Here is a 19614-nt window from a genome sequence, read left to right as displayed (position 1 = left end):
TCACCCGGCGGCGCCGTCCCAGCCGAGGTAGGGGTCCCATCCGCCGCGGTCCTCGAGCGCCGCTCCGCCGAGCCGGACCTCGGGAGCGCCCTCGCGGACCCGCCCGAGCACGGTGAAGCCCTCGGGGAGCGCGACGCCCTCGGGGAAGCAGGCGAGCATCGCGTGGTCCTCGCCGCCGCCCAGGACGAGCGAGCGGGCGAGCGCCGCGTCGATCCCCTCGACATCGGTCAGTGGAGCGGCGTGCGCGTCGACCGTCGCCGGGTCGAGGTCGAGGACGACTCCGCTCGCGCGCGCCATCCGCCGCGCGTCGAGGACGACGCCGTCCGAGACGTCCATCATCGCGGTGGCGGAGGCGCCGGCGGCGATGCCGGCCGCGATCGGCGAAGTCGGCCGCAGCTGCGCGTCGAGGACCGCCGGCAGCCGCTCCCGGAGCCGCGCCGCGAGTCGCGCGGACGGCACCCCGTCCTCCTGCGCCCGCTCGAAGAGCAGCCGCAGTCCGAGGCCCGCCGCCCCCAGGATCCCTGCCACGGCCAGCACGTCGCCCGGACGGGCTCCGCTCCGCAGCACGGGCGCGCGGTCGTCGAGCGAGCCGAACGCGGTGATCGAGAGGGTGAGCGTCGCCGACGCAGACAGGTCTCCCCCGACGACCCCGCAGCCGGGAGCCATCGCCGCGCAGCCCGCGGCCAGACCGTCGGCGATCCCCTCCAGCACGTCGACGCCGAGCTCCTGCGGCGCGGCGATGGCGACCACCAGCGCCGTCGGGCGCGCGCCCATCGCCGCGACGTCCGAGAGGTTGGACGCCGCCGCCTTCCAGCCCAGGTCGAACGGCGTGGACCACGCGAGCCGGAAGTCCGGGCCGTGCACCATCATGTCCGTGGTGACGACGAAGCGGCCGTCCGGAGCGCGCACCACGGCGCAGTCGTCACCGGGGCCCACCAGCGTCTCGGTGCCCGCGGATCCGGCGGACAGCCGGGCGAGCACCCGGGCCAGGACCTCGCCCTCGCTCAGCTCGGCCAGCGACGGGGCGGCCGGCGAGGAGGCGGCGTCGGCCGCGGTGAAGCTCTGATCCGGTGCCATGGTTGACACGCTAGCCTGGCTCGCGATGTCCCCCCGCCGCCTCGCCAGCCCCCTCGCCGCCCTGTCCGCCGTGCTCCTGCTCAGCGGCTGCTCCGCCCCGGTCGCACTCGAACCGGCCGCGGACGCGACGAGCACCGAGTGCGCCGAGGTCTCGGTCCGGCTACCGGACGTGGTCGCGGGCCAGCCCGAGCGCGAGACGAACGCGCAGGGCACCGGCGCCTGGGGCACCCCGGCCGCGGTCATCCTGCACTGCGGAGTCGAGGTGCCCGGCCCCACGACCGACCTCTGCGTCTCGGTCAGCGGGGTCGACTGGATCATCGACGAGTCGCAGGCGGCCGACGACGTCTACACGCTGACGACGTACGGTCGGGATCCCGCCGTCGAGATCACCGTCGACCAGAGCCGCGCCTCCGGCACGTCGGCCGTCGTCGACCTGGCCGAGTCGGTGTCCTACTTGCCGAAGGTCGGCGAGTGCACCAACGTGTCCGAGACCGACACCCTCGACACGACCGGGACGCCCGAGGGCTGACCTCAGCGGCCGAGCGCCGTCCGCACCATCCTCAGCGCCTCGTCAGAAGCGACGCCGAGCGCGCGCATCCGCTCGGCGAACGCGACCGCCGCGAGCTGGGCCTCGTGCCCCACGCCGTCCGCTCCGCGCGCGACGACGGTGCCGGAGCGACCGCGCGTCTCGACGACGCCGGCCGCCTCGAGCTCCTTGTAGGCGCGTGCGACCGTCCCCGCGGCCACGCCCAGCGTCTCTGCCAGGGCGCGCACCGGCGGCAGCCGCGTGCCCACGATCAGCGCGCCGTCGGCGACCTGCGCGGTGATCTGCTCCCGGATCTGCTCGAAGGGAGCGGTCGGTCCCGCCTCGAGGCGGAGCCCCAGGGCCGGATCCGTCACGCCACCGCGACCGGGCGGCGCTCGAGGGCCAGCTCGATCAGCTCCGTGATGAGGTCGGGGTACTCGACGCCGCTCGCCCCCCACATCCGCGGGAACATCGAGATCGGCGTGAACCCGGGCATGGTGTTGATCTCGTTCACCACGAAGCCGTCGGCGGTGAGGAAGAAGTCGACGCGGGCGAGACCCTCGGCCCCGATCGCCTCGAACCCGCGCACCGCCAGCTCGCGCATCTCGGCGAGCTCGTCGCCGGTGAGGTCGGCGGGGCAGACCAGGTCGATGCCTGCCGCCCCGAGGTACTTGGCCTCGAAGTCGTAGAAGCCGCGGCCCGAGATCACGATCTCGCCGGCGACGGAGGAGCGCGGCAGCTCCCCGCGACGGCCGCCGAGCACGCCGATCTCGACCTCGCGGCCCACGATCGCCGATTCGACGAGCACGCGGGAGTCGTGCGAGAACGCCTCGTCGAGAGCCGCAGCGAGGTCCGCGCGGTCGTCGACCCGGCTCACTCCGACACTGGAGCCGGCCCGCGCCGGCTTGACGAACGCGGGCAGCCCGAGCTCGTCGAGCGCCGCCTCGGCGTCTCCGGGGGCGGCGCGCCACTCCGCCTCGGTCACCGTGTACCAGGGCGCGACCTCGATGCCGGCCGCGCGCAGCACCGTCTTGGTGAAGTGCTTGTCCATGCCGAGCGCCGAGGCGAGCACGCCCGAGCCGACGTAGGGAAGCCCCACGAGCTCGAGGAGGCCCTGGATCGTGCCGTCCTCGCCCCACGGCCCGTGCAGGATCGGGAACACGACGTCGACGTCCCCGAGCGACTCGCTCGAGCCGTCGGCCCGGGTGACGCTCAGCTCGCGCGAGAGCGTCGACTCCGGCCAGCGCACACGGCTGCCGTCGTCGTGCACGCGGGGCAGGGCCGCCGCGTCGAGCGCGAACTTCTCGGGGCGGTCCTCCTCGAGCACGAACGCGCCGTCGACGGTGATCCCGACCGGGATCACCTCGAAGCGGTCACGGTCGATCGCCCTCAGGACCCCTGCCGCCGTGGCGCAGCTGATCGAGTGCTCGCTGGAGCGCCCCCCGAACAGAACGGCGACGCGGAGCTTGCTGGTCATCGAGGTTCCTCTCACCCTGTGGCTCGTCCGAATCCGTGGTCAGGTGCGGCGCGATGTCCTTCGGGTCGAGCGTACCGGCGAGCACCTGCGACACCTGCTGGACGATGGGCATGTCGACTCCGCGCGCGCGGGCGAGCTCCAGGACGGGGGCCACGGACGCGAGTCCCTCCGCGGTCTGCTGCATCGACTTCACCACGTCGGTGAAGCTGTAGCCCTGCCCGAGCAGTCGCCCCGCGGTGTTGTTGCGCGAGAGCGACGAGCTCGAGGTGGCGATGAGGTCGCCCAGCCCCGCGAGACCGGACATCGTCTCGGGCCGGCCCCCGTAGGCGACCGCGAAGTCGGTCATCTCGGCGAGGCCGCGCGTGATGATCGACGCCTTCGTGTTCTCGCCGTAGCCGACCCCGTCGACGATGCCGATGGCCACCGCGATCAGGTTCTTCAGCACGCCGCCGAACTCCGTGCCGATCACGTCGGTGTTCACGTAGGAGCGGAAGTAGCGGTTGGTGGCGGCGAGGGCCACCTCCTGAGCGGTGACGAGGCTCTCGGAGGCGATGACCGCGGCCGTCGGCTGCTCCTTCGCGATCTCGAGGGCGAGGTTGGGCCCGGAGGCGACCGCGATGCGGCTCGGATCGATCGGCAGCATCTGCGCGATCACCTCGCTCATCCGCAGTCCCGTGCTCTTCTCCACGCCCTTCATCAGGCTGATGAGCACCGTGCGCTCGGTGAGGAACGGAGTGATCGCCTCGAGGTTGCCGCGCAGCGACTGCGACGGGATCGAGAGGTACACGTGGTCGGCGCCCTCGAGCGCCTCCTCGATGCGCGGTGTCGCGCGGATGTTGCGCGGCAGGTTGATGCCGGGCAGGTAGTCGCTGTTGCGCTTGGCTTCGGTGATCTCCCGGGCGAGCTCGCTCCGGCGCGCCCACATCACGACGTCCGATCCTCCGTCCGCCAGGATCTTGGCGAACGTGGTCCCCCAGCTCCCCGCTCCCAGCACCGCGACGCGACGCGGGACGGGGATCGGAGCGGATCTCCTACTGCTCGGACTCAAAGCGTCCCGTCCCCTTCTGGTTGTGCTCGGACGGGTTCCACCGGGTGGCCGGCGCGGTCTCGCCGCGCAGCTCCTCGAGCAGCGCGGTGATCGCGGCCATGACCACCGCCGACGCCTCGTTCAGCGTCACGGAGTCGAGGCTGCGCCCGCGGAACGCCGACAGGTCGACGGGATCGCCGATCAGGATGTCGACGCGCTTGCGCCGGAAGAGCGTGAGCTTCTTGGAGTAGCGGCCCATCAGCTGCTGCGTGCCCCAGTGCGCCGCGGGGATCACGGGCAGGTCGTACTGCAGCGCCATCCGCACCGCCCCGGTCTTGCCGCGCATCGGCCAGAGCTCGGGGTCACGGGTGAGCGAGCCCTCGGGGTAGATGATCACCGAGCGCTGCTCGTCGACGAGCGCCTTCGCCGCCTTGAGCGGCTCGTTGCCGCGGACGGTCCCGGCGCGTTCGACCGGGATCTGCCCCGACGCGCGCAGGAGCGCCCCGACGACGGGGACCTTGAAGAGCGAGGCCTTCGCGAGGAACCGCGGCGCGCGCCCCAGCTTCCACAGCGTCCACCCGGTGATGATCGGGTCGATCTCGCTGTAGTGGTTGGGCGCGAAGACGAAGGCGCCGGTGCTCGGGACCTTGTGGCCGTCGCGGACGCGGAGGTCGACCGAGGCGGTCATCGCGGGGATCACCGCGGCCGCGAGGAACCAGAAGACGGACGGACGGCTGCGTTCAGACACCCGCCCATCCTGCCATCGACCCTCGTCGACGCGGCCCGCCCACGCCCGCCGCGCCCGGGCCGGTGCTCCGTTCCGCGGGGCTGTAGCGTTCGATCGTGCCCGAGCGACCGCTGAATCCGAGTGCCTCCGGCACTGTGAGGGCGGCGGGCCGGGTCTTGCGCGAGAGCCTCCCGGCGCTCGCCTTCCTCGGCCCTCTGCTTCTGTGGGCGGTGCTCTCCGCCATCGGAGTCGACAGCGGGTCTCGCGACGCCGTGCTGGAGCAGATCCTGAGCACGACCCCGATCGTCGCCGGCGCGATCGTCCTCGTCCTCGTGCTCGGCCTTCTCGCGACGGTGATCGTCCGGCACGTGGCGGGCCCGCTCGTGCTCGTGCGCGCCGAAGCCTCCGGCGGAGTCGCCGCCGTCGGGACGCGTCGCCTGCACCGACTGCTGCGCTGGCTGGACCCGGACGCTCCGTCACCGCTCCTGCGCACGTTCGTCGTCGTCCGCCCGGAGCCGGACCACCTGGTGATCGCCACCGGCGAGCACGAGTCGCGCATCCCGTGGTCGCGCACTCGAGGAGTGGAACGCCACGGCTCGGTCCTCGTGCTCGGCGTCACGAGGGGAGCCCGTGCCCGCCTCCTGACACTTCGTCTCGTCGAGGGACCCGGGCTGCTGGGACTGCGGCGAGCTCCTGAGGAGACGGCTGACCGGCTGCACGCCCGACTGGCACAGCGGATCCCCGCTGTCGGTCGGCCGAGGCCCCGCGCAGTCTGGGGCTCGCGTCGCGGCTGACGCTCCCGCTACCGCGCGTCGCGGTAGCGCCACATCGTCAGCGTCCCGAACACCGCGACGAGCCCCGCCGCCCACACGAGCGTCAGCACGAGCTCCGCACCAGGATCCGCTCCCGCCATCAGCGCCCGCACGGCGGTCACCAGGTGCGAGACCGGATTGACCTCGACGAAGGACTGGAGCCAGCCGGGCATCGTGGCGGGGTCCACGAAGATGTTGCTGCCGAAGGTGATCGGCGTGATCACGAGCATGCTCACGCCCATCACCGAGCCGGAGGTGCGCAGCACCAGGCTGAGGAACGTCCAGATCCAGCCGAGCGCGAACGCGAAGACGAGCAGCAGGAGCACCCCGAGCACGACGCCGATCACTCCTCCGCCCGGTCGGAAGCCCAGCAGGAGGCCGAGGCAGACGGTGATCACGGCCGAGATGGTGAAGCGCACCGCGTCGCCGAGCAGCATGCCGACGAGCGCGGAGGGACGCCAGATCGGCAGCGACCGGAAGCGGTCGAAGACCCCGCGATCCAGATCGGTCCGCAGCGTCGTACCGGTGTACATCGTGATCATGATCACGCCCTGCACGAGGATCCCGGGCAGCAGGAACTGGATGTAGTCGACCGTGCTTCCGGCCAGCGCCCCGCCGAAGAGGAAGGTGAAGAGCAGCGTGAACATGATCGGGAACACCGTCACGTCGAACAGCTGCTCCGGCACGTGCTTGATCTTCAGCAGCGCGCGCCAGCCGAACGTGAGGGACGTCGAGACGGGCCCGGGTGGAGTCGGCCGCTCGCCCTGCACGAGGACGGCGAGGAGCGCCTCGCGATCCGGCGCGGTCTCGCGGGCGGTGTCGAGGCTCATGCCGCCTCCTCCTCTGTCGTGGCCTGCGGTCTGCCGGTCAGCGCGAGGAACACCTCGTCGAGGGAGGGCTGGCCGAGCGAGAACTGGGCGAGTTCGATGCCCGCGCCCTCCAGCGCGGTCAGGGCGCGGGTGACGTCGCGGGCGGAGCCGTCCACGCGCGCCGCGAGGGCCGCCGGATCGGCCTCCTCCCGCACCTCGACTCCGAGCACCGCCTCGAGCAGGCGCCGCGCCTCGCCCCGGGTCGCGGGATCGAGCACGCGGACGTGCAGCGACCCGGATCCGACCGACGCCTTCAGCTCCCCCGGCGTGCCCTCGGCGATCACCCGGCCGGTGTCGATGACACTGATGCGGTCGGCGAGCCGATCGGCCTCGTCGAGGTACTGGGTCGTCAGGAGCACCGTCGTGCCGCTCGCCACCATCGCCCGGACGATGTCCCACACCTCGTTGCGGCTGCGCGGGTCCAGCCCGGTCGTCGGCTCGTCGAGGAACAGCAGCTCCGGAGTGACCACGATGCTCGCCGCGATGTCGATCCGGCGCCGCATCCCGCCCGAGAACTTCTTCACCTGCCGGTCGGCCGCCTCGCCCAGGTGGAACGCGTCGAGCAGGTCGTCGGCCCGTCGCGACGCGCGCGAGCCGGTGTAGCCGAAGAGCCGCCCGATCAGCCGGAGGTTCTCGCGGCCGGTGAGGTCCTCGTCGACCGAGGCGAACTGTCCCGTGAGGCTGACCTTCCGCCGCACCTCCTTCGCCTCGGTGACGACGTCGTGCCCCAGCACGAGGGCACGCCCGGCGTCCGGCCGCAGGAGTGTCGCGAGGACGCGGATGGTCGTCGTCTTGCCGGCTCCGTTCGGGCCGAGGAAGCCGTGGACCCCGCCGCGCGGGATCTCGAAATCGACGCCGTCGATCGCTCGGGTCGTACCGAAGGTCTTGACCAGCCCTTCGGTCGAGACGGCCGGATCGTCCATGGTCGCTCCTCGTCGGCGGCGGCTCCGACGGACCCCTCCGCCTGAGAATGCGCACACCGTACGCCCAGGACGAGGAGCTCGGCAAGACCCCGCAAAGGACGGAGGAGCCCGACGATGCGGGCTCCTCCGGAGGGTCTGGCAGGCGGTGCGACTACGCGTCGAGCGAGAAGTCGGCTCCGAGCAGCTCGAGCTTCGTCAGGAAGTTCTCGTAGCCGCGGCTGATGATGCCCACGTTCGAGACCGTCGAGGTGCCCTCGGCCGAGAGCGCTGCGATCAAGTGCGAGAACCCGCCGCGCAGATCCGGCACCACGATGTCGGCGCCGTGCAGCTTCGACGGGCCGGAGATGACGGCCGAGTGCATGAAGTTGCGCTGGCCGAAGCGGCACGCCTGCCCGCCGAGGCACTCGCGGTGGATCTGGATGGTCGCGCCCATCTCGACCAGGGCGTCGACGAAGCCGAAGCGCTGCTCGTAGACGGTCTCGTGGACGATCGACACGCCTTTGGCCTTCGTCAGCGCCACGACGAGAGGCTGCTGCCAGTCGGTCATGAAGCCGGGGTGCACGTCGGTCTCGATGATGACCGGCTTCAGCTCGCCACCGGGGTGGTAGAAGCGGATGCCGTCCTCCGCGATCTCGAACGCGCCGCCCACCTTGCGGAAGACGTTGAGGAAGGTCGTCATCTCCTGCTGGCGGGCGCCGCCGACGAAGATGTCGCCGTCGGTCGCGAGAGCCGCGGCGGCCCAGGAGGCGGCCTCGTTGCGGTCGAACAGGGCGCGGTGGGTGTAGCCCTCGAGGCGGTCCACGCCCTCGATGCGGATCACGCGGTCGGTGTCGACCGAGATGATGGCGCCCATCTTCTGCAGGATGTTGATGAGATCCATGATCTCGGGCTCGATGGCCGCACCCGACAGCTCGGTGATGCCCGAGGCGCGCACCGCGGTCAGCAGCACCTGCTCCGTGGCGCCGACGCTGGGGTAGGGCAGCGCGACCTTGGCGCCGTGCAGGCCCTCGGGGGCCGACATCCGGATGCCGGACGGCAGCTTCTCGACGATGGCGCCGAAGTTGCGCAGCACCTCGAGGTGGTAGTCGATCGGACGGTCGCCGATGCGGCAGCCGCCGAGGTCGGGGATGAACGCCTCGCCCAGGCGGTGCAGGAGCGGTCCGCAGAAGAGGATCGGGATGCGGCTCGAGCCGGCGTGCGCGTCGATGTCGGCGAAGTGCGCCGACTCGACGTTCGAGGGGTCGAGGATCAGCTCGCCCACCTCCGGGCCCTGCTGCACCTTCACTCCGTGCACCTCGAGGAGGCCCTTCACGACGCGGACATCGCTGATGTCCGGGACGTCGCGCAGCGTCGAGGCGGTCTCGCCGAGCAGCGCCGCGACCATGGCCTTGGTGACGAGGTTCTTCGCGCCCTTCAGCTCGATGCGGCCCTTCAGCGGGCGACCGCCGTTGATCGTGATCCGCTCGGTCATCATCCCCACCCGCGCCCCGGACGCCTTGGCATCCTGGAGGGCCTTCGCATCCTGAAGAAGTGTGTTCACGCTATTTCACCGGCAATGTCTTGGGCCGCCAGCTCTCGCGGCGGGTCTCGAATTCGGAGATGCGCGCTTCGTCGCGCAGAGTCAGACCGATGTCGTCCAACCCCTCGATCAGGCGCCAACGAGTGTAGTCGTCGACCTCGAAGGGGAAGGACTCGCCACCGGCGGTGACCGTACGCGCAACCAGATCGACGGTCAGTTCTATTCCCGGCTGCGCGTCGATGAGCTCCCAGAGGCGCTCGATCGCCTCCTCGGCGACCGCCGCGGCGAGCAGCCCCTGCTTGCCGGAGTTGCCCCGGAAGATGTCGCCGAAGCGGGAGGACAGGATGACCCGGAAGCCGAAGTCGCGCAGCGCCCAGACCGCGTGCTCGCGGCTGGAGCCGGTGCCGAAGTCGGGACCCGCGACGAGGATCTGCGCTCCCTGGAACGCCGGCCGGTTGAGGACGAAGTCCTCCTCCTGGCGCCAGCCGTGGAACAGCGCGTCCTCGAAGCCGGTCTTGGTGACGCGCTTGAGGAACACCGCCGGGATGATCTGGTCGGTGTCGACGTTGCTGCGCTTCAGCGGCGCGGCGATGCCGGTGACGGTCTCGAACTTGTCCATGGTCAGGCCTCCACCAGTTCTCGAGCGGGCTCCAGATCGGAGGGACTGGAGAGGGTGCCGCGCACGGCGGTCGCCGCAGCGACGAGCGGGGACACGAGGTGCGTGCGTCCGCCCTTGCCCTGGCGTCCCTCGAAGTTGCGGTTCGAGGTGGAGGCGCAGCGCTCGCCCGGCGCGAGCTGATCCGGGTTCATGCCCAGGCACATCGAGCAGCCGGCGAAGCGCCACTCCGCGCCGAAGTCGGTGAACACGCGGTCCAGACCCTCGGCCTCGGCCTCGATCCGCACGCGGGCGGAGCCGGGCACCACCATGACGCGCACGCCCGGCGCCTTGGTCCGCCCCTTGATGACGGAGGCGAACGCGCGCAGATCCTCGATGCGGGAGTTGGTGCAGGAACCCATGAAGACCGCGTCGACCGGGATCTCCTTCATCGGGGTGCCGGCCTCGAGGTCCATGTACTCCAGCGCGCGACGGGCGTTGGAGCGCTCGTTCGGGTCGGCGATGGCCTCCGGGTCCGGGACGGACTGCGACAGCGACACTCCCTGGCCGGGATTCGTGCCCCAGGTCACGAAGGGCTCGAGCGCGTCGGCGTCCAGCACGACTTCGGCGTCGTAGGAGGCGCCCTCGTCGCTGGGCAGCGTGCGCCAGTAGGCGACCGCGTCGTCCCAGTCCTGACCCGAGGGGGCGTGGGGGCGGCCCTTCAGATAGGCGAAGGTCGTCTCGTCGGGGGCGACCATGCCCGCGCGGGCGCCGGCCTCGATCGACATGTTGCAGATCGTCATCCGGCCCTCCATCGAGAGCGCGCGGATGGCGGAGCCGCGGTACTCGAGCACGTAGCCCTGACCGCCTCCGGTGCCGATCTTCGCGATGACGGCCAGGATGATGTCCTTCGCGGTCACCCCCTCCTTCAGCTCGCCCTCGACGGTGATCGCCATCGTCTTGAACGGCTTCAGCGGCAGGGTCTGCGTGGCCATGACGTGCTCGACCTCGCTGGTGCCGATGCCGAACGCCATCGCGCCGAACGCGCCGTGCGTCGAGGTGTGCGAGTCGCCGCAGACGACGGTGATGCCGGGCATCGTCAGCCCGAGCTGCGGGCCGACGACGTGCACGATGCCCTGCTCGATGTCGCCGAGGGAGTGCAGGCGGACGCCGAACTCCTCGGCGTTGCGGCGCAGGGTGTGGATCTGGGTGCGGCTCGTCAGATCGGCGATCGGCTTGTCGATGGCGAGGGTCGGGGTGTTGTGGTCCTCGGTCGCGATCGTCAGATCGGGCCGGCGCACGGGTCGGCCGGCCAGGCGGAGGCCGTCGAACGCCTGCGGGCTGGTGACCTCGTGCACGAGGTGCAGGTCGATGTAGATGAGGTCGGGGGTGCCGTCCTCGCCCTTGGCGACGAGGTGGTCGTCCCAGACCTTCTCGGCGAGGGTGCGCGGCCGGGCGGTCCCGGACTCGATGGAGCTGTCGTTCATGACGGGTTTCTCTTCCTCAGGAATGGTGGTCAGCCCACGGGAGACACCGCGACGAGGGAGGCCTGTCAGATCGAGGTCTCGTCGCGGCGGAGAAGAAGGAGCCGGCCGGTCAGCATCCCCAGAGACTAGCACCGCGGCGGCTCCGCTCCCGGGGACGCCACGAGCCCGCTCCCGGCCGATCGCGGCAGAGGATCCTCGAGGTTCAGCGCCGCTGCTCGAGGACCGCGTCGATCACGACCACGGTGACGTTGTCGCGCCCGCCGGCCTCGATCGCGGCGCGGACGAGGGCCGCGGCGAGGTCCGGAGCGCCGATCGCACCCGCGTCCCGGCGCGCGAACAGAGCGGCGATCTCGGCGTCCGGGAGCTCCTTCGTCAGGCCGTCGGAGCAGAGGAGGTAGCTCGAGCGCGGGAGGACCGGCAGGGTCCAGACGTCCGTCTCGACCTCGTCGTCGGCGCCGAGCGCGCGCGTGACGATGTTGCGGTCCGGATGCGTCTCCGCGAGCTCCCGGGTGAGCAGGCCCGCCGAGACGAGCTCCTGCACGGCGGAGTGGTCGACGGTGAGCTGCTCGAGATCGGATCCGTCCCAGCGGTACGCGCGGGAGTCGCCGACGTTGAACAGCGCCCAGCGCGCGGGCCCCACCCCGTCCGGCCGCACCAGGGTGAGCCCGGTGAGGGTGGTGCCGCAGAGCGCTCCTCCGACGTCGAGCCCGCGGACCGCGGCGTTCGCGGCCTCGACGAGATCGAAGACGGCGTCCACCTGACCGATGACCGCGGGGGTGTTCGCCCGCAGGGCGTCGACGGCGGTGGCGCTGGCGAGGTCGCCGCGCGCGTGACCGCCCATGCCGTCCGCGACCGCCAGGACCAGCTCGTCGGCCAGCAGCGCGTCCTCGTTGACGCGCCGCACGTTCCCCACGTCGGTGCTGCTGGTCACGCTGAGGTGCAGCACGCCCTGGGGCAGGTCGACGTCCACGGGGGTCATCCGGCCGTCACTTCTCGTCGGAGGGACGCGTCGAGTCGGCGTCCGCCACGACCTCGGGGTGCCCGTCGTGCATCTCGATGTGCGCGTGCTCGCGCCGCATCTTGACGAGGCTGGCCAGCGTGGCGACCGCCATGCTCACGATGATCACGGCGAGGGACGTCCAGGTGTCGATGTCCCACACCGGCACGGGCTCGCCGCCGTTGATGAAGGGGAGCTCGTTCTCGTGCAGGGCGTGCAGGACGAGCTTCACGCCGATGAAGGCGAGGATGAACGCGATGCCGTACTTCAGGTACTCGAGCTTGTCGATCAGGCCGCCGAGCAGGAAGTAGAGCTGACGCAGCCCCATCAGGGCGAAGATGTTCGCGGTGAAGACGATGAACGGGCTCTGCGTGATGCCGAAGATCGCGGGGATCGAGTCGAGCGCGAACAGCAGGTCCGTCGATCCGATCGCCAGGAACACGATCAGCATCGGCGTGAAGAACTTCTTGCCGTCGATCACGGTGCGGATCTTCGAGCCGTCGAAGCTGTCCGAGATGTTCACGCGGCGGCGGAGCAGGCGGATGAGCAGGTTGTCCGTGCCCTCGTCCTCGTCCTCCTTGCCGAAGGCCTGGTTGTAGGCCGTGTAGACGAGGAACGCGCCGAAGAGGTAGAAGATCCAGCTGAAGCTCTCGATCAGCTGCGCGCCCAGCAGGATGAAGACGCCGCGCAGGATCAGCGCGATGATGATGCCCACCATCAGCACCTCCTGCTGGTACTTCGGCGGCACCGCGAAGCGCCCCATGATGATGACGAACACGAAGAGGTTGTCGATCGAGAGGCTGTACTCGGTCAGCCAGCCCGCGAGGAACTGGCCCGCGTGCTCGCCGTCGCCCAGGATCAGCATCAGCAGGGCGAACATCAGCGCGAGGCTGACGTAGAAGGCGACCCAGAGGCTCGACTCCTTCAGGCTCGGCACGTGCGGCCGCTTGTAGACGATCAGCAGGTCGGCGGCCAGGATCAGCGTCAGGCCGATGAAGGAGCCGACGACGAACCAGACGGGCAGATCGAGCATGGGGGCCTTTCAGGGGTGAAGAGGATGCGGCGGAGCGGGTCCGCAGGCGGACCACGCGGACGGGGTCCGGCGCTCGCTCCGCCCGGCGCGCGCGGTGCGGCGTGATCGGAGGGAGCGGGAAGGCCGGTTCGCTCCCCTTCGCGGTTGCGATCCTACCGTCGGCGGCGTGCCGCGGGAGGGGGTCGGCCGGGGTTCCGCAGGCCCACGACCGTCGCCGGAACCGCTCGGCCCAGGTGCGGTGACGCGCTGTTAACGCAGAAGAACCCCCGGCCTGAGCCGGGGGTTCTTCTGGTGTTGCCGTGGTGACCCCAGCGGGATTTGAACCCGCGTTACCGCCGTGAGAGGGCGACGTCCTAGGCCGCTAAACGATGGGGCCGCGTTTTTGCAACTCGAAGAGTGTTGCACACGGATCCGCATCGATGCAAATCGAGGGGGCCGCCTGCCCGACCGGTGGGAATCTCAGCGCGGACAGCCCCCCTCCGGGGCGCGGGACGCAGGGCACCCGGCTCCTACGCTCGAGGTCCCCCCACCGCCGATCGGCGGGGGCACGTCCCCGAGGAGCCGTCCGATGCCGATCCGCCCGCACTCCCGACCCCGACTCCTGACCGCGATCGCCGCGCTCGGAGTCGTCCTCTCCGCACTGCTCGCCGCTCCTGCGGCGGCCGCGGCGCCGACTCCGCCGTCGATCACCCTCTCCCCCGCGTCCGGTCCGGTCGGGACGACCGTCGTCGTCACCGGCGCGGCCTTCCCGAAGAAGACGAGCGGATCCCTGACGGTGCTCGGCACGTCCGTCCGGATCACGACGAACGGCTCCGGAGTCTTCCAGGCGCCGGTCGCGATCCCGAGCGCGCCGGCGGGCCCGACCACGATCACGGCTCGCGCCGGCACCGCCTCGTCGACGGCGGTCTTCACCGTCACCGCTCCTCCTGCGGCACCCGTCATCAGCAGTGCCCGGCTCCGCTTCGGAGTCACCACCCCCGGTGGCGCCTCGGCGAAAGCCGAGCTCGACGCCGTGGCGACGCTGGCGGGCGAGAGCCCGTCGATCGTCGTCTCGTACCAGGACTTCGGGCAGTCTGCTCCGCTCGCCGATCTGCGCAGCGTCGCCGCCCGCGGCGCCACCAGCCTGATCACCTGGGAGCCCTGGCGCTGGGGCGGCGGTGTCGACCAGCCCGCGTACTCCTCCGCCCGCATCCTCGCCGGCGACCACGACGCCTACCTCACGAGCTGGGCGCGGGACCTCGCCGCCTGGGGCTCGCCCGTCCTGCTCCGCTACGCGCACGAGATGAACGGCGACTGGTATCCCTGGTCGGACGGAGTGAACGGGAACGCTTCGGGCTCCTACGCGGCCGCCTGGAACCACGTGCACGGGATCTTCCAGGCGCAGGGCGCGACGAACGTGCAGTGGGTGTGGAGCCCGAACGTGCCCTACTCCGGCTCGGTGCCGCTCGACACGCTCTACCCGGGTTCCGCCTCCGTCGATGTCCTCGCACTCGACGGCTACAACTGGGGCACGGCGACGACCTGGAGCTCCTGGACCACCGCCGGCGCGCTCTTCGCCGAGGGCCTGGATCAGGTGCGGTCGCTGTCCCCTGGCACCCCGATCATCATCGGCGAGACGGCGTCCGCCGAGGCCGGCGGCTCCAAGGCCGCGTGGATCAGCGACCTGGTCGGGTACCTGAACGTCCAGCCGGACGTCGTCGGCCTGGTCTGGTTCCACCACGACAAGGAGGTGGACTGGCGGATCGACAGCTCGCCCTCCTCCGCCGCCGCGTTCGCCGGTGCCCTGGCCGCCCGCCGGGCGTGACGGCACCGCCTCGCCTGTCGGCACCGCCTTGCGACCGGGCAGCGAGGGCGGTTAGCTCGGACCCATGCGACTGACCAAGCTCGAGCACGCCGCCGTCCTCGTCGAGGAGGCGGGATCCCGCCTCGTGATCGACCCCGGAGCCTTCACCCGCCCCGTGGAGGGCACCGCCGAGACCGTGGCCGTGGTCCTCACCCACGAGCACCCCGACCACTGGACGCCCGAGCAGCTCGAGCGCCTGCGTTCGGCGAACCCGTCGATCCGCTTCTTCGGACCGGCGGGGGTCGCTGCGGCCGCCGAGGGCTTCGCCATCGAGACCGTCTCGGACGGCGACCGCGTCGAGGTCGGACCGTTCGAGCTGCGGTTCTTCGGCTCGCGGCACGCGGTCATCCACAGCTCGATCCCCGTGATCGACAACGTCGCGGTGCTTGTGAACGGGAGCTTCTACTACGCGGGCGACTCCTTCACCCGGCCCGACGGCGTCGACGTGGAGATCCTGGCCGCCCCCTCCGGCGCTCCCTGGATGAAGATCGCCGAGTCGATGGACCACGTGCTGGCCCTCTCTCCGCGGCACGCCTTCGCGACGCACGAGGGAGTGCTGTCCGAGGCCGGCCGGGGCATGGGCCACGACCGCCTCGGCTGGGCGACCCGCGAGGGCGGCGGGGAGTACCACGCGCTCGAACCCGGCGACGTCCTCGAGGTCTGAGCTCAGCCCGCGGAGGTGAACCGGGGGACGTCGGCGGCGCGGACGGTCGCGAGGTCCTCGCCGAACTCGAAGCGGAAGCGCGCGTGCTCGCCCCGGAGCAGCACGCCCGGGAGCCACCAGCGCGCGTCGTCCCACATCCGCTCGTAGGGGACGGAGTGCAGCGGGACGAACTCGGCGGCGAGCTCGGCCGACTCCGTCACCTCGCCCCGCCAGCGGCGGCAGAGGAAGACGTGCGAGCGCTGGCTCCACGCGGGCCGGTGCGGGAACGAGTAGTCGAGGATCCCGTGCGCGACGAGATCGCCCGGCTCGGCGTGCAGCCCGACCTCCTCGGCGAGCTCGCGCACGGCGGCCTCGACCGGCGACTCCCCCGGCTCGAGCTTCCCGCCCGGAGCGACGACCCGGCCCACACCCAGACCGCGGCGCTTCTCGCCGAGCAGCACCTCGTCGGTTCCGTCGCTCTCGCGCAGCACGTAGACCACGCACACCTCGGGCAGTGGAGTCACCGCGCACCTCCGCTCCGCGCGGGCCGGAGGCCGCTGACCGCCGTCGTAGGCTAGCCCGGTGACGACCACCTCCGCGCTCGAGCGCTTCCAGGCCCTGCTGCGGGTCGACACGGTGTCGCACTCCGACGAATCCGCGACCGACTGGTCGCGCTTCGAGGTCTTCGTCGAGCTGCTCGAGCAGTTCTACCCCGCCCTGCACGGCGCGCTGGAGCGCGAGATCGTCGCCGGGCACTCGCTGCTCTGGCGCTGGCGCGGCACCGCCGACGGCGACCCCGCGGTGCTGATGGCCCACTACGACGTCGTCAGCGTCACACCCGAGGACTGGTCGAGCTCGCCGTTCGCCGCCGACACCGTCCTGCGGCCCGACGGGCGCACCTCGGTGATCGGCCGCGGCGCCCTCGATGACAAGGGCTCGCTCGTGGCCCTGCTCGAGGCGGTCGAGGCGGCGGTGCTGCGCGGCGAGCGTCCCGAGCGCGACGTCTACCTCCTCTCGACGCACAACGAGGAGACGGCCGGCGACGGCGCTCCCTCGGTCGTCGCCCTGCTCGCCGCCCGCGGCGTGCGGCCCCGCTTCGTGCTCGACGAGGGCGGCAACGTCCGCCGCGGCATCCTGCCCGGCGTGACCACTCCGATCGCCGTCGTCGGAGTGACCGAGCGCGGCATCATGAACCTCGAGCTGACCTGCCGCGACGCCGGTGGCCACGCCTCCGCTCCCCCGCCCTTCCCGGGGCTCCTCGCCACGCAGCGCCTCGCCCGAGCCATCCACCGGCTGACCGAGAACCCGTTCCCGTCCACGCTCCCGGAGCCGATCGCCGAGCTCGTGCAGGCGGCGGCTCCGCACGCCGACGCGGCGCACGCCGTCTGGTACGCCCACCCGCACGAGCACCCGGACGCGGTCGTCGGCGCTCTCGCAGCGCACTCCAACCGCTCGGCCGCGATGCTGCGCACCACCGTCGCCGTCACCCAGCTCCGCGGCAGCACCGGCGCCAACGTCCTCGCCTCGACCGCCAGTGCCGTCGCGAACGTCCGGATCAACCCGGGCGGCACGGTCGCGGGCGTGGTCGCCCGGATCCGCGACGTCATCGACGACCCGCAGGTGGAGGTCGACGTGCGGGTGGCGCACGAGCCCTCCCCGGTCTCCTCGACCGGCGAGCCCGGCGACGGCGGACCGTACGACGTGCTGCGCTCCGTGATCCGCGAGGTGTTCCCCGAGGCGATCGTGGCGCCGTACGTGCAGACCGGCGGCAGTGACGCGCGGCACTTCCACGCGATCAGCGACGGCGTCTACCGCTTCATCCCCTTCGAGATCAGCACTCAGCAGCAGCTCGGCATCCACGGGGCCGACGAGTCGGTCGAGGCCGACCAGTTCGAGCGCGCGATCGTCTTCTACGAGCGGCTGCTGCACCGGCTCTGAGCCGAGCCGTCCTCGTTCCTGCGGTTCGCGCCGGTTCCTGGGAAAAGCGTTCGATGACGCGCCGCGCCGTGTTGGCCCCTCGTTCACCCCGCGATGATGGACTGGCGTCAGCGGGTGCAGTCCTGGATCCCGCGGCCTACCTTCGCTAGTGTCGATGCTGGAACAACCGATTCAGCTCCCGCCGATCGTGAAACCCGAGGATCATGACTGTCCGTCAGGCCGAGTACCCGCGGCCCAACCACTTCATCCTTCATCTCAGCGACACGCACTTCATCGCGGGCGACGGAGGCCTCTACGGCTCCGACGTCGACAGCGAGGCGCAGCTCCGTCGGCTCTTCGACGAGCTCGAGGAGTCCGGCGGACGGCCGGAGGCGATCGTCATCACCGGCGACCTCGCCGACAAGGGCGAGCCGGAGGCGTACGCCAAGCTCCGCGCCGTCGTCGAGCCGGCGGCAGCCCGGCTCGGCGCCGAGGTGATCTGGGTCATGGGCAATCACGACGACCGCGGTGCTTTCCGCGCCGGGCTCCTCGACCAGCTCCCCACGACGCAGCCCGTCGACCGCGTGCACGACGTGAACGGGCTGCGCATCATCGCGCTCGACTCGACCGTGCCCGGCGCCCACTACGGCGAGATCTCCGATGCGCAGCTCGACTGGCTCGCCGAGGAGCTGGCGAGCCCCGCTCCGCACGGCACGATCCTGGCGCTGCACCACCCGCCGGTGCCGTCCGTGCTCGACCTCTCGGTGCTCGTGGAGCTGCGCGACCAGCCGGCGCTGGCCGAGGTCCTCGAGGGGTCCGACGTCCGCAGCATCATCGCGGGGCACCTCCACTACTCCTCCACCGCCACCTTCGCGGGCATCCCGGTGTCGGTCGCCTCGGCCACCTGCTACACCCAGGACCTCAACGTCCCGGTCGGCGGCACCCGCGCGCGCAACGGCGCCCAGGCGTTCAACCTCATCCACGTCTACGACGGCACGGTGCTGCACTCGGTCGTGCCGATCGGCACGTCGACCGAGGTCTCGTACGTCTCGGCGAACGAGACCGAGCGGATCCTCGCGGCCGCCGGCGTCGAGATCGCCCCGGCCACCGCGGCCCCCGTCACGCGCGACGAGGCGCTCTACCCGCCGCTCGAGGAGCGCGTCGGCGTCAGCGCTTAGGGTCCGTCGGGTGCCCGCCTCGCGGGCGCCCTCGTGCTGATCGAGCAGCCCGCATCTCGACCGTCCTCCCTCCCTTGCTGATCGAGTAGCCCGCGGAGCGGGCGTATCGAGATCCACGTCCTTCAGCAGGCCGGCCAGTGGACCGTTTCTGGCGCGTTCCGCCGCCGCCTGGCGCGTTCGTTCCCGTGGTGTCGGTGGTCGCTGGTGTCATCCTCGTATGGTTCCTCTGGATGTCGAGGCGCGGCCCGCGGGCGGCGGTCCGAGCGTGCGCGAGTGCTTCGATGACGCGCTCGTCGCCGCGGTGGGAGCCGCGTGCGTGGTCGACGCGTTCCGTGCCCGAGCCGAAGCCGAACGCGCCGAGCTGATCGAGCTCGCCCGTCGCACGGCGATGACGCTTCCGAACGCGCTCGTGGATCCGAGCGTGCAGGCGCACGTCGAACGCGAAGAGGCCGCGATGCGGGGCCTGATCGCCGAACTCGCCACAGGCATGCGAGTCTCCGAATCCCTCGCCGGCGTCCTCGTGGAGGAGAGCCGGATGCTCGTCAACGAGCTGCCGGAGACGCTGACGGCTCTGCGCGAGGCCGCGATCGCACCCGAGCACGCGCGCGTGGTCCTCAGGGCCGCGCTCGATCTCCCGGTGGAGGTGCGCGGCCGTTTCGACGAGGCCGCAGCGGCCATCGCCCGCGACTGCACGCCTCCGCAGCTGCGACGGCGCTTGCGCTCGCTGCGCGAACGCCTGCATCCGGAGTCACTCACCGACCGGCACACGCGGTGCGCCGCCCGCCGCGGCGTGTGGCTCGACGGCGACCTCGACGGCATGGCCACCCTGCACCTGCACCTCCCCGCTCCCGAAGCGCACGGGGCGTTCGACCGGATCGACCGCGCCGCCCGCTCACTGCACGAGGTGCCCGAGGAGGAGCGGACCCTCGGGCAGTTGCGCGCCGACGTCGCCACCGTGCTCCTC

At 71.5% G+C, this 19614-nt stretch carries 20 protein-coding genes and 1 tRNA gene; 7 read left to right on the top strand and 14 right to left on the bottom strand.

Annotation, left to right across the window (positions count from 1 at the left end; all coding sequences use genetic code 11):
- Positions 1–1077, bottom strand: a complete 1077-nt coding sequence (thiL, locus tag ASF46_RS06870) for a thiamine-phosphate kinase (protein ID WP_056866897.1) — start codon at positions 1075–1077, stop codon at positions 1–3.
- Between thiL and ASF46_RS06865 the strand changes: the two genes are divergently transcribed.
- A complete protein-coding gene (locus tag ASF46_RS06865; protein ID WP_235576869.1) occupies positions 1076–1606 on the top strand; it encodes a DUF3515 domain-containing protein in 531 nt (176 codons plus the stop codon). The two genes, thiL and ASF46_RS06865, sit on opposite strands and share 2 nt — an antisense overlap.
- A gap of 2 nt (positions 1607–1608) precedes the next feature.
- Here the strand turns inward: ASF46_RS06865 and ASF46_RS06860 are convergent, their stop codons facing one another.
- From ASF46_RS06860 to ASF46_RS06845, 4 genes are read right to left on the bottom strand one after another with little or no spacing between them, the layout of a single operon-like run.
- The gene (locus ASF46_RS06860; protein WP_200919669.1) at positions 1609–1977 is read right to left on the bottom strand and encodes a GntR family transcriptional regulator; all 369 of its coding nucleotides are present in this window, start codon (positions 1975–1977) and stop codon (positions 1609–1611) included.
- Positions 1974–3080 (bottom strand): D-alanine--D-alanine ligase family protein, encoded by a 1107-nt coding sequence (locus tag ASF46_RS06855; protein ID WP_056866895.1) that lies wholly within the window; start codon positions 3078–3080, stop codon positions 1974–1976. Before ASF46_RS06855 ends, ASF46_RS06860 begins: the two co-directional genes overlap by 4 nt.
- Entirely contained in the window at positions 2977–4128 is a 1152-nt protein-coding gene (locus ASF46_RS06850) for an NAD(P)H-dependent glycerol-3-phosphate dehydrogenase (protein WP_055793017.1), read from the bottom strand. Before ASF46_RS06850 ends, ASF46_RS06855 begins: the two co-directional genes overlap by 104 nt.
- Entirely contained in the window at positions 4112–4795 is a 684-nt protein-coding gene (locus ASF46_RS06845) for a lysophospholipid acyltransferase family protein (protein ID WP_082485399.1), read from the bottom strand. Before ASF46_RS06845 ends, ASF46_RS06850 begins: the two co-directional genes overlap by 17 nt.
- A 155-nt stretch (positions 4796–4950) precedes the next feature.
- Between ASF46_RS06845 and ASF46_RS06840 the strand changes: the two genes are divergently transcribed.
- Entirely contained in the window at positions 4951–5628 is a 678-nt protein-coding gene (locus tag ASF46_RS06840; RefSeq protein ID WP_157602284.1) for a hypothetical protein, read from the top strand.
- Between the two features lie 8 nt (positions 5629–5636).
- On the opposite strand, the gene ASF46_RS06835 is transcribed toward ASF46_RS06840, so the two are convergent.
- The 8 genes from ASF46_RS06835 to ASF46_RS06800 all read right to left on the bottom strand — a co-directional run bounded on the left by ASF46_RS06835 (position 5637) and on the right by ASF46_RS06800 (position 13445).
- Positions 5637–6476, bottom strand: a complete 840-nt coding sequence (locus tag ASF46_RS06835; RefSeq protein WP_056866892.1) for an ABC transporter permease — start codon at positions 6474–6476, stop codon at positions 5637–5639.
- Positions 6473–7438, bottom strand: coding sequence for an ATP-binding cassette domain-containing protein (locus tag ASF46_RS06830; protein WP_056866891.1), 966 nt, complete (start codon positions 7436–7438; stop codon positions 6473–6475). Before ASF46_RS06830 ends, ASF46_RS06835 begins: the two co-directional genes overlap by 4 nt.
- Positions 7439–7589: 151 nt before the next feature.
- The gene (murA, locus tag ASF46_RS06825; RefSeq protein ID WP_170116425.1) at positions 7590–8909 is read right to left on the bottom strand and encodes a UDP-N-acetylglucosamine 1-carboxyvinyltransferase; all 1320 of its coding nucleotides are present in this window, start codon (positions 8907–8909) and stop codon (positions 7590–7592) included.
- Between the two features lie 70 nt (positions 8910–8979).
- Positions 8980–9576 carry a 3-isopropylmalate dehydratase small subunit gene (gene leuD, locus ASF46_RS06820; protein ID WP_056866889.1) on the bottom strand — a complete coding sequence of 199 codons (597 nt, stop codon included), beginning with the start codon at positions 9574–9576 and terminating at the stop codon, positions 8980–8982.
- 2 nt (positions 9577–9578) lie between these two features.
- Positions 9579–11039, bottom strand: a complete 1461-nt coding sequence (leuC, locus tag ASF46_RS06815) for a 3-isopropylmalate dehydratase large subunit (RefSeq protein WP_056866888.1) — start codon at positions 11037–11039, stop codon at positions 9579–9581.
- A 202-nt stretch (positions 11040–11241) separates the two neighbouring features.
- Positions 11242–12018, bottom strand: coding sequence for a PP2C family protein-serine/threonine phosphatase (locus ASF46_RS06810; RefSeq protein WP_056866887.1), 777 nt, complete (start codon positions 12016–12018; stop codon positions 11242–11244).
- Between the two features lie 7 nt (positions 12019–12025).
- Entirely contained in the window at positions 12026–13069 is a 1044-nt protein-coding gene (locus tag ASF46_RS06805; RefSeq protein ID WP_056866886.1) for a TerC family protein, read from the bottom strand.
- A 300-nt stretch (positions 13070–13369) separates the two neighbouring features.
- Positions 13370–13445: transfer RNA gene (locus ASF46_RS06800), tRNA-Glu, on the bottom strand.
- Positions 13446–13637: 192 nt separating this feature from the next.
- Here ASF46_RS06800 and ASF46_RS06795 point away from each other — a divergent pair.
- Both ASF46_RS06795 and ASF46_RS06790 read left to right on the top strand, forming a co-directional pair.
- On the top strand, positions 13638–14873 hold the full coding sequence (locus tag ASF46_RS06795; protein WP_056866885.1) for a glycoside hydrolase family 26 protein: 1236 nt from the start codon (positions 13638–13640) through the stop codon (positions 14871–14873).
- Positions 14874–14937: 64 nt separating this feature from the next.
- Positions 14938–15576, top strand: coding sequence for an MBL fold metallo-hydrolase (locus ASF46_RS06790; protein ID WP_056866884.1), 639 nt, complete (start codon positions 14938–14940; stop codon positions 15574–15576).
- 2 nt (positions 15577–15578) lie between these two features.
- On the opposite strand, the gene ASF46_RS06785 is transcribed toward ASF46_RS06790, so the two are convergent.
- On the bottom strand, positions 15579–16079 hold the full coding sequence (locus ASF46_RS06785) for an 8-oxo-dGTP diphosphatase (RefSeq protein ID WP_056866883.1): 501 nt from the start codon (positions 16077–16079) through the stop codon (positions 15579–15581).
- A 58-nt stretch (positions 16080–16137) separates the two neighbouring features.
- On the opposite strand from ASF46_RS06785, the gene ASF46_RS06780 reads away from it, so the two are divergent.
- The 3 genes from ASF46_RS06780 to ASF46_RS06770 form a co-directional block, all read left to right on the top strand.
- Entirely contained in the window at positions 16138–17493 is a 1356-nt protein-coding gene (locus ASF46_RS06780; RefSeq protein WP_056866882.1) for a M20/M25/M40 family metallo-hydrolase, read from the top strand.
- Between the two features lie 203 nt (positions 17494–17696).
- Positions 17697–18650: a phosphodiesterase gene (locus tag ASF46_RS06775; protein ID WP_056866881.1), complete on the top strand. Its 954-nt coding sequence runs from the start codon at positions 17697–17699 to the stop codon at positions 18648–18650.
- Between the two features lie 217 nt (positions 18651–18867).
- The coding region (locus ASF46_RS06770) for a DUF222 domain-containing protein (RefSeq protein ID WP_235576868.1) at positions 18868–19614 on the top strand (747 nt) is incomplete at its 3' end.

Source organism: Rathayibacter sp. Leaf296 (assembly GCF_001423045.1).
Classification (GTDB): domain Bacteria; phylum Actinomycetota; class Actinomycetes; order Actinomycetales; family Microbacteriaceae; genus Rathayibacter; species Rathayibacter caricis.
This window is presented reverse-complemented; position numbering and strand designations above follow the sequence as displayed.

Bases quoted from the DNA above. Each gene is read 5' to 3' on its own strand.
- ASF46_RS06865 (WP_235576869.1), top strand. From the start codon at position 1,076: ATGGTTGACACGCTAGCCTGGCTCGCGATGTCCCCCCGCCGCCTCGCC.
- thiL (WP_056866897.1), bottom strand. From the start codon at position 1,077: ATGGCACCGGATCAGAGCTTCACCGCGGCCGACGCCGCCTCCTCGCCG.
- ASF46_RS06855 (WP_056866895.1), bottom strand. From the start codon at position 3,080: ATGACCAGCAAGCTCCGCGTCGCCGTTCTGTTCGGGGGGCGCTCCAGC.
- ASF46_RS06845 (WP_082485399.1), bottom strand. From the start codon at position 4,795: ATGACCGCCTCGGTCGACCTCCGCGTCCGCGACGGCCACAAGGTCCCG.
- ASF46_RS06835 (WP_056866892.1), bottom strand. From the start codon at position 6,476: ATGAGCCTCGACACCGCCCGCGAGACCGCGCCGGATCGCGAGGCGCTC.
- ASF46_RS06830 (WP_056866891.1), bottom strand. From the start codon at position 7,438: ATGGACGATCCGGCCGTCTCGACCGAAGGGCTGGTCAAGACCTTCGGT.
- murA (WP_170116425.1), bottom strand. From the start codon at position 8,909: ATGACCGAGCGGATCACGATCAACGGCGGTCGCCCGCTGAAGGGCCGC.
- leuD (WP_056866889.1), bottom strand. From the start codon at position 9,576: ATGGACAAGTTCGAGACCGTCACCGGCATCGCCGCGCCGCTGAAGCGC.
- leuC (WP_056866888.1), bottom strand. From the start codon at position 11,039: ATGAACGACAGCTCCATCGAGTCCGGGACCGCCCGGCCGCGCACCCTC.
- ASF46_RS06810 (WP_056866887.1), bottom strand. From the start codon at position 12,018: ATGACCCCCGTGGACGTCGACCTGCCCCAGGGCGTGCTGCACCTCAGC.
- ASF46_RS06805 (WP_056866886.1), bottom strand. From the start codon at position 13,069: ATGCTCGATCTGCCCGTCTGGTTCGTCGTCGGCTCCTTCATCGGCCTG.
- ASF46_RS06795 (WP_056866885.1), top strand. From the start codon at position 13,638: ATGCCGATCCGCCCGCACTCCCGACCCCGACTCCTGACCGCGATCGCC.
- ASF46_RS06790 (WP_056866884.1), top strand. From the start codon at position 14,938: ATGCGACTGACCAAGCTCGAGCACGCCGCCGTCCTCGTCGAGGAGGCG.
- ASF46_RS06775 (WP_056866881.1), top strand. From the start codon at position 17,697: ATGACTGTCCGTCAGGCCGAGTACCCGCGGCCCAACCACTTCATCCTT.